The sequence below is a fragment of the Candidatus Stoquefichus massiliensis AP9 genome (genome assembly GCF_000455285.1).
GTDB classification, from domain to species: Bacteria; Bacillota_I; Bacilli_A; order Erysipelotrichales; family Coprobacillaceae; genus Stoquefichus; species Stoquefichus massiliensis.
In genome coordinates, this window is record NZ_HG005285.1 from 57,217 (window position 1) to 71,516 (window position 14,300).

Annotated in this window: 9 protein-coding genes; all 9 read right to left on the reverse strand. The window is 30.0% G+C overall.

Annotated elements, in window-relative coordinates; translation table 11 throughout:
• Positions 1 to 8,368, reverse strand: an 8,368-nt coding sequence (locus BN350_RS18330) for a SpaA isopeptide-forming pilin-related protein (RefSeq protein ID WP_187117094.1), incomplete at its 3' end; no start/stop codon positions are given.
• A gap of 11 nt (positions 8,369 to 8,379) precedes the next feature.
• Complete coding sequence (locus BN350_RS02525) at positions 8,380 to 9,561, reverse strand: AfsR/SARP family transcriptional regulator (protein ID WP_028042182.1); 1,182 nt, start codon at positions 9,559 to 9,561, stop codon at positions 8,380 to 8,382.
• Between the two features lie 219 nt (positions 9,562 to 9,780).
• Complete coding sequence (locus tag BN350_RS02530; protein ID WP_028042183.1) at positions 9,781 to 10,836, reverse strand: type IV pilus twitching motility protein PilT; 1,056 nt, start codon at positions 10,834 to 10,836, stop codon at positions 9,781 to 9,783.
• A complete protein-coding gene (locus BN350_RS02535; RefSeq protein WP_028042184.1) occupies positions 10,826 to 11,218 on the reverse strand; it encodes a hypothetical protein in 393 nt (130 codons plus the stop codon). Before BN350_RS02535 ends, BN350_RS02530 begins: the two co-directional genes overlap by 11 nt.
• 1 nt (position 11,219) lies before the next feature.
• The gene (locus tag BN350_RS02540; RefSeq protein ID WP_028042185.1) at positions 11,220 to 11,579 is read right to left on the reverse strand and encodes a hypothetical protein; all 360 of its coding nucleotides are present in this window, start codon (positions 11,577 to 11,579) and stop codon (positions 11,220 to 11,222) included.
• A 12-nt stretch (positions 11,580 to 11,591) separates the two neighbouring features.
• The gene (locus BN350_RS02545; protein ID WP_028042186.1) at positions 11,592 to 12,041 is read right to left on the reverse strand and encodes a DUF4860 domain-containing protein; all 450 of its coding nucleotides are present in this window, start codon (positions 12,039 to 12,041) and stop codon (positions 11,592 to 11,594) included.
• Positions 12,034 to 12,333, reverse strand: a complete 300-nt coding sequence (locus BN350_RS02550; protein ID WP_028042187.1) for a hypothetical protein — start codon at positions 12,331 to 12,333, stop codon at positions 12,034 to 12,036. The genes BN350_RS02545 and BN350_RS02550 overlap by 8 nt, the downstream gene beginning before the upstream one ends.
• A 9-nt stretch (positions 12,334 to 12,342) precedes the next feature.
• Positions 12,343 to 13,371 carry a type II secretion system F family protein gene (locus BN350_RS02555; RefSeq protein WP_028042188.1) on the reverse strand — a complete coding sequence of 343 codons (1,029 nt, stop codon included), beginning with the start codon at positions 13,369 to 13,371 and terminating at the stop codon, positions 12,343 to 12,345.
• Positions 13,372 to 13,382: 11 nt separating this feature from the next.
• Positions 13,383 to 14,276 carry a transglutaminase-like domain-containing protein gene (locus tag BN350_RS02560; protein WP_044600075.1) on the reverse strand — a complete coding sequence of 298 codons (894 nt, stop codon included), beginning with the start codon at positions 14,274 to 14,276 and terminating at the stop codon, positions 13,383 to 13,385.
• Between the last annotated feature and the right edge of the window lie 24 nt (positions 14,277 to 14,300).

Genomic DNA, 14,300 nt, shown 5'->3' on the forward strand with positions numbered 1-14,300 from the left:
CAACCTTTATATGCACTGCCTTTAATTCAGGAGATAATGTAACCTTTTCATATGAAGTTGTACCAATATTTTGAATATTAGTCATTTTTCCATAAGGCACTTCTTTCCATTCACTTACTTTTCCAAGTTCATAAGATTGATAATAAACTTGTGCAGTAATTTGATTGCTTGCTTGAGATTGATTATAAGCACGATATACATTTACAGAATTAATTATCCAAGAATCCTTATCAAATTGATTATCTTCCACATATTGTCCTTTAGAAGCATCAAAGTATTTCATAACAGTATTCGTATCACTTACTGATAAGTAATCTGCAGGAACAGTATTGTTCCCAGTAGCATAACCACGCAATGAGAATGATGTCTGATATGCTTCTTCACTCAATGAATTATCAGCATCTACACTTTTCTTCATAGAAGTTGTAATACCTTTTTGAATATCAGTTTTAAAATTCATCAAGTCATGAGAACTTGTGTTTGTAAATGATATATAATTTCTATCAGCATTTGCTTTGATGAGATTCTCATTTTGAATAGGATAAACTTTTACCTGACCAGTAATTGTATGAATAGAATTATCTAACACATATCCATCAGGTGCTTTTAACTCTTTTATATAGTAATCAGTCCCATTAGATGTAGCCTCTAATAATTGACTTACTCCAAATCCATCATCACCGATGATGACTTCTGTTACTTTATTCTGATAATCTACATCACTAAAGATACCAAATACAGCACCAGCTAATTCATTTGTCAAAGCAGAATTATTATTATCCTTCTTTTGAATAACAACTTTTCCCATTGTTGAATAATTAATAATTTCTCCATTATTTGTTTCATTAGGATAATAATTAATATTAGTAGCTTTGTTTTCAGCAATCGTTACATCATATTTTTTATCTGAATATTGATATCCCTGAGGATTATCAGCTAATTTAATTTCTTGGACATAATATTGACCTGGATCGATATTTTCCCAAACAATCTTTCCTAAATCATCAGTCACTTTTTCTTCAACAAGTTTATTATCTGCTGTATATAGTCCAAAATGTACACCTGCTAATGGTTCATTTTTAGCCAAATATTGACCAGCATCATTGAATTTTGTAATCATGATACTTCCTTGTGCACTATCAACTACTTTTCCGTTTTTACCTAAATAAGTCATTTGTTTAGCAACGATTTCAAATAATATAGGATCAATTTTTGCATAACCTTGTGGTGCATATATCTCTTCTAAACGATATTCTCCTGGTTCTAGCATTCTTGATGAGAACGATCCATCACTTTCTGTTTCAAATTCATCAAAAATTACTTTTTCATAATTACCGTTGATTTGAATCAATCTAAATTTTGCTCCAGATAATGGCTGATTATTAGCATCAACTTTTTGGAATTCAAATTTTCCTAATGTTGGATGATTTACAATAGCGTTTTCACCTGTAAAATAACTATTTTCTTTTCCTTTTTCAATAGTCACTTTATAAGAATCATCATTTAATTCAAATCCTTCTATACCTTTTGTTTCCTTTAAAACATACTTTCCTTGATTGAGTCCGATAAATGTAATCATACCATTTCTATCTGTGATATCTTTTTGAACAACTGTCTTACCATCTTCTTTATATAATGTAAACTCTACTCCACTTAATGGTAATTTTTGAGATTGATTTTCAGGTAAATCCCATTGTGCAACTTTCTTAATTTTTAAACTTCCAAGTAAATCATTTTCAAATATATATTCTTTTACAACTGGTTGTGAAGAATCAATTTGTGTTGTTCCAGTTTTAACTTCCATCAAATCACTCTTTAATTCATAACCAATTGGCGCCTGAATTTCTTTGATATAATATGTGTGATCAGCCTCTAAGTTATCAAACACAATTCCTATATGAGGATCATAAACTTTTGTTTGAAGTGGAGTTTGATCATTTTTATTCTCATATAGAGCAAAAGTTGTTCCTTCAAGATTTGTAATGAGAGTATGAGAATCAGAATCATTCTTTATGATAGAGAGTGCTTGCTTCATAACATTTGTAATTGGAAGCGATGATTCTGTAATGACTTGTTTTGTCACTGAATACGCCCCCAAATATCCTTCATTTAATACATATCCATCTAATGTCTTGATTTCCTTAAGATAATAGTCACCTTCAGGTAGTAATGGAGACGTTGCTATACCCTGCATATCTGTCGTCATAAGAACATTTTCAACCTTTGTATAAGTAGAACCTGATTTTGTATATACTTCAAATTGAACACCTGCTAAAGTTTTAGTCATATTATATTTATCAACCTTTTTAACAGAAAACATACCATATTGAGATTCGTTAATAATTTTGTTTGTTTCAGTTCCAATTGGTTGTCCAGATTCATTTATTTCAGTAACAACTGATGTTAACTGATTACTTTTAATTGTAAATTTTCCTAAATATTGAGCAATATATCCAGAAGATGTGTTATTTCCAATACTCGTTTCTTTAATCACGTAGTCACCAGCATCTAACCAGTTTTTATCTGTTACATCTTGACCAATTAAATTTTTAAATTGAATATGACCATCAGCTTGAGAAATTCCTGTTCCAACGAATTCATTTGTATCAAATTTATAAATTTTAAACTCAACTCCAGATAAATTTTTGAAAACAGTACTTCCATCATATTGAACTTCTTTCCCAACTTTACTTAAATGAATATATCCTTGAGCATTATTAACAATTGTTAATGGATGATTTTGCGCTTCATTTATTGAATCATAATAAGTGATTGTTTGATTATTCATACCAGTAATTTTTCCAGCTTGAATATCGAATTGAATTGGTTCACTCATTGTATAACCTTCTTCAACTTTAGTTTCCTTTAATTGATAATTTCCTGGCTTTAATAATGCATCAAAATGTTGATCAAATTGATAAATATTCTCTCCATCAGTTTCTATTTCTACAATTTTCCCATTGCTTAATTTATAATCAACATATTCATTCCCTTGCTTGATTTGTAAAACAAATGTTGCTTTTAATTTCTGATTTTGAACATTAGAAATTTTATTCAAATAGAAAGATCCATATTCTGTTGTATTTTCAATAGGATTCTTATATAAATCCTTATTATCTTCAGTTTGCTTATTATCAATTTTTGTTAACTCAACAATATGATAACGCTCCTTATTAACCAATCCTTTATCAGGTAAAGAATCCATATCTTCTTCAACAATATAGATACCAGCTGGTAAATGGATACTCACTGCTCCACCATCCCCTGCAATTGTATCAGTACCAGTGTGCAATGTATCGACTTTCTCTCCAAGTTTATAATATTTCCCATCTTTTTCAATAACTGAAGACTCTTTATCCTCAGCTTGAATAGCTTGATATATGTTAAAATTGACACCATTTAATTCTTTAATATTACCAGCAAAAATAAAATTCTTTTTTAGCCAAATTCTTTGATATAAATAATTTGTAACTGATAAAATTTTACCTGTATGTTCATCAATTAAATAATACTTATTCCCATCAACCTCGATAGAAACAGTATATACATTTTTATCTCTTTGATGTGTAGGATGATTGTTATTATCCACTGGTGCTTTAATTTCCAGTACATAATATGTCTTTGTTGTATCTAATCCCTTAAACTGGATTTGTCCATTTTTTGATGTTGTCACTTGTAAAACACCATATTCTTCTTGCAACTGAGAATCATTAGTAAGCTGATTTAATAACTCATCAGATAATTGGGAAACTTTATCAGCATCATCTTTTGATAAGAATAAAGCAAATATTGCTCCATCTACCTTATTGCCTTGTCCATCAACTTTATCTCCAGTTGCTGCTATTGGTGCAAAATTTGTGATTGTCACTTCAGAAAGTTTACCAGATTCTAATGGTCCTACTTTTGTCCATAATTGACTTGCTTCATAACCATTTGGTGCCTTTATTTCCTTTAGAAAATATGTTTCACCAGGTTGTAAAAACCCTGAGAACCCAACACCGTTTAGAGTTGTTGCGTTACCATCTTTATCATACATGATAGCTGTTCCAGATTTAATTTTATACTTCAAACCAGCAGATACAACTTGATATGATGTATCATCTATTGTAATTGTTTCACTTTTTTCGTTTTGTTGTGCTAAACGATAAATATCAAACTCTGCATCATTTAATAATTTTTTAGGATTAGCAGCATCAACTTTTGTAATTTTTATTTTACTGTTTGTATTCGTATTTTTGAAAACAAGTTTTCCTGAACCACCAGCTCCTAAAACAATAGCTTGGGCAGGTGCTTTTGTAAATCCTTGGCTGATTTGTTCTTTTGTTAATTCTTCTTCAACAATATATGCTCCTGGTTTTAACCCTTTAATGGTTATTGAACTATGACCACTTGTCACCTCTTTTTGCGTATAAGTACCTTTTTTATAATACTTACCATTCAATTCAACCGCACCTTCATCAGTTGCTTGACATTCAATTGCATTATAGATTTTAAATTTAAATCCAGCAGCGATAAGATTCACTTCTTCTTGTCCCACAGAATTCCATGATTCATATTTTACCAATGAAAGTGAACCAGATGGTACATTTTGAATTGGATTTTCAAAATAATACTGATTAAGCTTTCCAGCCTCTATCGTAAATTCATGAGGTGTTTTATCTAACACATAAGATCCACTTTTAATTTCTTTTTCCACTAAAACATAATCACCTGGTTCAAACCAGTGCGTACTTAATTTTGTTCCTACTGGTGTTTTATCAGCCGCATCAGTACGAACAGTAAACAATTCTTTTTGTTGAGAATAATCTGTTATTCCTTCAACTTTTTTATAAACAGAAAAGAGCACATCAATACCTATGTTTTCATCTTCAGAACTTACTTTTTTAATTTTCAACTTTCCTTTTGCATAAGTATTCTTAACTTCTAATAAACCTGTTTCTTCATTAGAATTAATCGTAATATTAGGCTTGACAGTGATAACTTGTGGTTCTATTTCTTGATAAAGTCCATCTTTATTTGGAATTTCCTCAACCCAATATTCACCAGCATCTAAAAGAGGTGATTGAACATTCCCTTTATTTCCTGTTGTGCCTAATTGGAATAATGTTTTATTATAAGTAGCCGTTTCTTTGTCAGATGATGAATCTTTTGTTAATTTTGGATAAGTTATAAATGATATACCTGAAAGATTCTTAATTGATTCATCAAGATCAATAAGAGTCTTATGAACTGTGAATTTACCTTTAGGTGTATTCTTAAAATCTTCTCCAAACTGTATCCAATCTCCACTATTTTCAGTTGTTTCATTAATATTGGCTACAAATGAATGAACTTTTGTATCCAATGTATATTCTTTATTTGTAGATGTTTCAACAAAATAATATCTCTTTCCATCAACAAGATGATCAAATGTTATCAAGCCTTTATCATCACTTATAAATTCACGATAACTAGCATTTGGATTGGCTGTTGGATCAACTTCATATAAACGAAATTTAACACCACTTATCACCTGAGAAGTTATAGAGTCAATCTTTTTAAATTGATATTTCATATAAGGGATATTTGCAATGTCACTATCTTTAATCACTGTTTCATTATTATCAGTTATTGTAAATGAAACAGAATTCTTTAATTCGATATATCCATTTGGTGCTACTTTTTCTACTAATCGATAGTCTCCAGATGCTAATAGATTTGATTTAGCATAACCATAAGTATCTGTCACTAACGTCTCAACAACATTGCCTTTTTGATCTATAATATCAAATTTAGCACCTTGTAACCCAACTTTTGTTTTTAAATCAGTTTTATGAATACTCACAAGACCTTGTTGACTCACTTTGTTATCTACGCTTATTCCAAGATTTTTTCCAGAAGTTATTTTCACTTCAATTGGTTCTGTTAATTGAATATACCCTTTAGGAACAACAGTTTCTTTTAAATAATAAGTTCCTTCATCAAGATAGATAATATTTGATGTTGGATTTCCTTTAAAATCAACATAAGGTTTAATGACAATAGCATTTCCATCACTATCTTTAACCAATGATTCCTCATTAAGATTTTTATCTGTATAAATTTGGAATTCAGTTCCATCAATAGGAATTCTAAATGGATTATCTGCTGATAAAACTCCATATTTTTGTAACTCTAAACTTCCTTGAGGAATATTTTTAACAACGACATCTATTAATGTGTTTTGTTCTACTTTAACACTCTTAAATTGAAAATCTACAGTATAGCCTTGTGGTGCTTTTATTTCACGATAAACATATGTTCCTGGTACTAAAGCAGGTGATTCTACAAACGTCTGATCCTTAGAATCTAATACATAACTTTTCAATCCACTTGTATTAAAATCATTAAGTTCTTCTTCTGTATAAGTTTTATTTAAATCGTTTGGAACATATATTTCAAATTGTGCACCTTTCAATTCCTCATCAGTAACACTTGATTTTTTAATGAACTTTAATTTCCCCTTATTAGATACATTTTGAACATAAGGATAAGTGTTATCAAATATATCCATTCCTATCGGATAATTGACTTGATTTCCCTTCACCGTTACAGACCATGACTTATCAGATATTTCAAATTCATTATCATCAGTCTTGTTTTCAGTAACTGTATACTCACCAGCAGGAATTCCTTCAAATAAAACAAGTCCATCTTTATTAGATTTTGCAGTATAAGAATTTCCATTTGTGTCCTTTAAAGTAAATTCCACACCTGCTAACCAGCCAGTATCTTTTGATGTTGCACTTGAGCCTCTTTTCCAAAAAGCAACATATCCATAACCATTTTCATCCGTTGTATTGATAAAATCAATATTGTTATTATTGATATTTTTATCATCAACTTTGATTGTTCCATCTTGTTCATCAATAACAATCTTCTTGACCCCATCATTTTTAAACAAACGAGGTCCAGAAATTTCTTTTAAATAATATGTGCCATATGGAATTGACTGAAATGACGCCTGTCCATTTTCATTAATTTCAATAGGATTCACAACATTCTTGTTATTATCAAGAGCAAGTGTTTTACATTCTTGATCAGTATATAATGCAAACTGAATATGATCATTACCTCGATAATACATATCTTGCATTGTTTTATCAAATAATTTTGTATCATCCACACCAATATTAGGCGTACCAGTTGTTTTAACAGTGGCCTTTTTGGTAACTGTAAAATCAACATTGACTTGATTTTCTTCCTGCCATCCTAATTGAATTGGCGCACTAGAATCAACTGTTTTTTCATCTTTGCCAATAGGTTTATAAACCAGTTGAGCTTTATTTGTTAATATTTTTTGTATAAAATCTTCATTTTGGCGAATTTTATAAGCGTTGTAATCATATAACATTGTCAATGTATATGTGGTATTAATAGCTGCTCCTTTTGGTATAAAACTTTGACTATCTGATCCATTATATTGATTAACATATTGAATCTGAAGTTCTTTAATTGATTTATCATCATTATACTTTCCAACTGTGTAATCAGTTCCTTCAACCAATGTTTTATCTCCTACTTTAATTTCAGATAACTGAGCAGCTCCTCCTTCTGGATAACCAGTTGGTAAAATATCTGTTAAAACAAACTTTTCACAGTTTAAACGTCCATAACGATTGGCACTAATATTTTCTGCCCCTGGTCTAATATGAATTTGATAATCGACTTTATAATATTTTTTTCCATTAATATCTGTAATACTTACATTTTGACCAGCTTGCTTCTCAACATTTTTTTGAATTGTCCACTCTTGTAAAGCTGTTGATGTTATCTTAGCACTTGGAATTTCAATAGGCTTAAATTGAGTTGCCTCACCATTTCCTACTTGTTCTATTCCCGTCAATTCCATTCTATCAAAAATAGCAGTTGTTCCATCAGGCGTTTCCATATTTTTAAAATGCATTTTTATATAGATAGTTCCTGCATTTCCTGCTGCCAATGTCTCATCAGCTGAAATATTAAGATAATTATTTCCAAATTTTTCAACAATTTTAGCATCATGAAATACAGAACTAGAGCCCTCTGGAATAACCAATTCATCAAATTCTATATACTTTGATAGTGGTATAGAAATAAGACAGCTTTTATAAAAAACATTATCTCCCCCTGAATTAACATTATATCTTAATGCCATAAAGAATGGTTCACCAGATTGAATTTCTGTAATTGTATTATTTAGGCTGCCAACACTCCCTACAATTTGTGTTGTAAAAGAAATATTTGCAACAGCATCTTCTGCTTTAACACTATTCAATCCACTCCACTGAATCAAAGACATCACCATTGTTAAGGCCAAGAAAATAACACTAATTTTCTTAGCTAAATAATTTATTTTTAATTTTTTCACCATAATACCTCCTAATTAATCCTCTTCAAATCAGATTTCAATGTCATTTCTATATGTTTCTTCTTTTCATCATATCTTTTTTGAATTCGTTCTACTGCAATTCTTGCTCCGTCAAGATCCGGTGATGCAATAATCAAAGAAAACTGTGTCATATTAAATTTAGAAAAAACATCATTCTTCCGTAAACTTGATGCAATGACATTTCTTAATACGTTTGCTTCATACTGGACTTCTTTTTCAGATAATGTATTCGTCTCATCAGTTAATGTCAATAAAGCCAAGACACGTGCTTTCATAGAACGTCTTGCTGATCTTAAATTCACTTGATAAATATTTTTAAAAACATCAAAATCACAATAGAATGTCGTTTCCGTATTTCCATCATGTGTAAGATTTTCTTCTAATTCATTAACATTAACCTGTGTTGTTGGTGCAGTATCTAATATTAATTGATAAATATCTTTTAATTTTTGAGAAACAGCCATCCCATAACGACTATAATAATAATCAACAGTTTGTCTATAAAAAGACAATGCTGTATCATACTGTTCTGTCTTATAATATGCGTAGAGTTTCATTTCATACAAACGCGAATCTAAAAGTTTTTGAATATTTGGATGATTAGTAATTTTCAGAATTTCTGTATACTTTTTATTTTTTGTTAATATATCTAAAGTATGCAATATAGCGTCTAAGCACCTTGTTTCCAAAGTATTATTCATCTGCATAATCCAATCATTATAATTAAACTCTGGCAAAAAATCATTTTCATAAAATGATAATAAAGTTAAGCACTTTTCATACTTTCTTATCCAATCATTTTCTTGTTCAACACGATTCGCTATTTTTAATATTTCCTCATAATCTATCCGACATTCAATATCCAAATTCCAGTAATATCCCCGACCTTGAGACTGAATACAAGCCGTGTCGTCAAAAAATCTCTTCATTTCTTTACGAGCTCGATAAACTAAATTTCTTAATGCTCCTTCTGGCTTATCAGAATCACCATTAGGCCATAAAAAATCAATCAGCTGTGATGAAGTTAAATTCATATTTCGATTAAGCAATAAATAAACAATTAACAACTCAACTTGTGCACTTCTTTGTCTTTCTAAAGGAAACACAATATTTCCACAAGTAATTTTTAATTTCCCTAATGTTTGAACATTCAATATACCTCTTTTTTTCATAATCGTTCCCTCACTAATATTTTATCTTAACCTCTATGGTTCAAGCTAAATTTATAAATTCATTTAATTTCTTATATTATAATAAATTAATTTTTTCTTTTCATAACCTTTGACAAATACTATTATATACCCATCAGTCACAAATGTCTCTATAATAACATAAATTTTGGAAATTTTTTTAGAAACTTGTGACAAAAAAAAGAATACATCAGTATTCTTTTAAAGCTTCTTTTCTATAATATTGGCATGTGCGGCATACATTAATGCGATTTCTCTTGTAATCTTACCTTGCCGATATAAATCAACAATAGCATCATCCATTGTTATCATTCCTGTTTGTCTTTGTGAAGCAATCGCATTATCTATTTGATGCGTCTTCCCTTCACGAATCAAAGTACGAATTGCTTGATTACAAATCATAATTTCAAATACAGGAATCATTTTACCTTCTCTATTTGGAATTAGCTGTTGTGATACAACAGCATTCAATACCATCGATAATTGAACACGAATTTGTTGTTGCTGTGAAGAAGGAAAAACATCAATCATGCGATCAATTGTATTGGCTGCACCTAATGTATGTAAACTAGAAAAAATCAAATGTCCTGTTTCAGCTGCAGTAATGGCAATATCCATCGTTTCCAAATCACGCATTTCACCCACCAATATAACTTCAGGAGCCTCTCTTAATGCTGCTCTTAGAGCTGATATATAATCTTTCGTATCATGATAAACTTCACGCTGTGAAACAATACTTTGACGATGAGTATGTAGATATTCAATAGGGTCTTCAATTGTAATAATATGTGTATTGCGATGACGATTAATCTGATCAATAATACATGCTAATGTTGTTGATTTACCACTGCCTGCAGGTCCTGTAACAAGTACTAAACCTTTTTTCAGTTTCGCAAGATCTGTAATAATATGAGGAATATGTAATACTTCAGGATCTGGTAATTCAAAACTAACAACTCTAATGACAGCCGCAAATGAATTTCTCTGTTTATAAACATTGACACGAAAACGTCCAATACTTGGAATTGAAAATGAAAAGTCATCATCACCCGTTTTCATAAACTCACCTAAATCGTCTTTATTTGCAATGGAATAGATTTCTTTAATCATTCTCTCTGTATCTTCCGGAAGCAATCTTTGCTCATTATATTTTTCAATTCGTCCATCAATTTTAACTGCACAAGGTGATCCAGCAATAATAAAGACATCCGAAGCCTTCATTGTTACTACATTTTCCAATAATTCCCTAGCTTCCATAGCTTTTCTCCTTACTTTCTGTCTTTAAAGAAACAATCTCTAACGTTTGTTGATGCACTTCAAAAGTCAATCTTAAAACACGTTCATTATTTAAATTCTCTTCTAATATATAATAACCATTTTGATATTGATATTCTCTTTTCATTTGTTTAAGTTGTTTTTCTAAATCATCTGCATCTAATTGATAATAACATTCCATGAGTTTCGCTTCACTTTGATAATACTGACTTGTTATGCTTAATTGTCTATGAATAGATTCATCATAACTCTTTGCTCTTAGATAGGAAAGAATGGATATAATACTCATAACCAAAATAACAAAAATCATAAAAATAGTTGCTGCTCCAATACTCATATGAAATTCATGTCTTTCTTTATCCATCTTAAGCACCTCCCAAAACAAAAGGTAACTCATAACATACTTGGTTATCTAATTGAATTTCAAATATGCCATGAACAGTCTTTTCATGATATAATTTTAGTACAAAATTTTCACCTTGGTAAGTTTGTTCATCCACCTTTTCTAAAGATAATAATTTTGTAGGATTGTCATTAGGGTGTGCCTGCATTGTTTCAATCATAGATTGCACAGAAAACAATGTTTCCTGTAAAACTTTTGCATCTTCCTGTTTTTCTTTAGCTTTCACAATCAGTGAAACACAAATAGTTGTAGATATAGCAAAGAAAAAGATAACGATAATTAATTCCATTAAATATGAAAAAGAATGAACTTTTGATCGCATATAACTCCTCCTTTAACTATGTAAATAAACAGATAATTCTCTAGATTGCTGATGCTTTTCAATATAAACATGGCATAATTGCTGCTGTAAAGTTATTTTTAAACTATCTACTTCAAATAACTTTTCTCCTTCATCTAATAAAGGAATATAATCATCGGCAACAGAAATTTCTTGAATATAACCATCCCTATAATAAATATATGTCGAAGAACTCTCATCACTTAATTTTATACATGATACGTTCTCTAATTCTACCAACGTAATCATATCCCTTTGATCATAGGCTTTTAACTTTGTATTCATATAAGCTAAGGGTGTCATTAGTTCATCTTCTTGTGTGATACTATCATGAATATTCTGATAACCCTGAATTTCACTAGAAACAATAAAAAATGATCCAATCACAAAAATTAAGAATAAAAACAGATTCAAAAGAGTTTGAACATGAAATTGTCTATTCATAATCTTTCACCTTCTTATAAACATGAATGGTTGGTTTGATATTATCCCCCTCATAATGATAAAGAATATGATAATCCTCTTCATTCACTAATAACCCATAATAATTCTTTAAATACTGTATATCTTGAGGGTACTGACCTTCAATACTATAACATTTCAAACTCAAATCAACAATCGTATCATTGATTCTTTGTAAATCTTCTTTTTGAGAATATTCTCCTGCCCAATAAACTCCACTCCATATCAAAGCAATAATAGAGAATAAAAAGCATACTTTTCCTATATTTTTCATAGGCATCACCTATAAAGAAGAGAGAATACTCACAATTGGTAACATAACAGAAAGTAAAACAATTCCTACTATAACAGATAAAAATGTTACAATTGTTGGTTCAATAACATTTAAAAAATGAGTAATAGAGTCATTCACTTCTTCTTGATATGTAAGTGATAATTTTGCAAGAACTTGATCAATACGCCCTGTTTTTTCAGCAACCTGTAACATATTCAGTTTCATCCCATGATAAATGTGATTTTGAGCTATAGCTTCTAAAAAAGGCACTTGAGATTGTATAGCCTTTAAACAATTTTCTAATTGTTTCTTTAAATTTTTTTCTTGAATTAATGGTATAGTGTACTCAATAGCAGCTTCAACCTCATATCCACTTGACATAAACATCGATAATGCATATGTCATTTGTGCATGTGATAATCCTTGTGATAGAGATTTCATAAAAGGTACTTTATCAATAAAAAGTGTTAATAAACTTGTATGAGTCACTTTAGCATAAACATAAAAACTAGCTAATAATATTAAAACAATTAACAACACACAAAAACCTATGAATGAAAAGATTTGTCCACACTGCATAAAGGTATAAGCATATTGTGATAAATCACTTCCTAAACTCTTTAAGACATCTTGAAAAATAGGTAACACTTTCAATACAATAACACCAATAACAACAAACATCATAAATAATAAGACAATTGGATATGTTAAAGCTTGTTGCAATTGTCGTGACATATCATTCATACGTTCATAATATTGTGATAAAGATAACATTGTTTCATCTAAATGACCACTTATTTCTCCAACTTCTAATAAATGAATCATATAATGATCAAATGCATCCGTTTTAAGAACAGCCTGACTTAAACGAGAATCATCCTGAAAATAACGAAGAATATCTTGACACACTTCTTTTATATGAGAATTCTCAACTTCCTGCCCAATCATTTCAACACCCTGTACCATATCAAAACCTGCATCCAAAATCATTGCCATCTGTGTTGTAAAAGCATACTTTTCTTCAAAGTTTAGTTTCATATGATTCCCTCCTAGTAATAATAAACAGCTTCATACTGTCCATCATAGTCAAATTTCGAACTTGCAAATGTTGGATCCATTCGTGTCCAAGTTTTCTCATCTACAAAAATATCAGGATTAACCCATCCTTTTCCCTCCAAATAAACTTCTACCCAAGCATGATATTCAATATCTGTATTCCCACATATCAAACGTGCAGGAATATGCTGAATTCTTAGCATCGCAACCATCATTGATGCATAATCAAAACAGATTCCTTTTTTCTCCTTAAACAATTCTTTTAAATCAGGAATAATATATTTTTGAGTTGCTTCAACGGCCTTACTATCATCATAATCCAAATAATTCACAACAAACATATAAATATCTTTTATACGTTCTAAATCATTCGCATCATCCTTAACAACTTCCATACTTTGCGTTGTTATCATATCTCCTTGTCGATAATTTACCAATTGATTAGGATAAAGAAATGGTAAAAACTCATTCTCTAATTGCACTTGAATTTTTTGAGTTTTCTCAATAAAATATTGATTTCCCTGATGTTGCTTTAATATCGATAAAAGATATTCCCCATCCCCCATCTGTAAAGGTAGAGCAACTGCCTCTAAAGAAGTTAAATCATAAAAATATTTCTGCTCTCCCTTAGATATTTTCACTTTAATCTTGACATCATTATTATGATTTAAATAAGCCATGACATAACCTTTTTTCATATTTGAATAATCAATATTAGCAACATCACTTTCTAAAATCTCTATTCCAGAATTATCCGGATATAAAATCTCATTTAATGTATAACTCTTAGAATTAGGATATTCACTAGGATATTGTTTATCATCATCCTTTGAACATCCGAATAAGGATAGTGTTATCGCTAATAATAAAAATATTTTTTTAAACATCAGCACTTTCCTCCTTCTAATAAT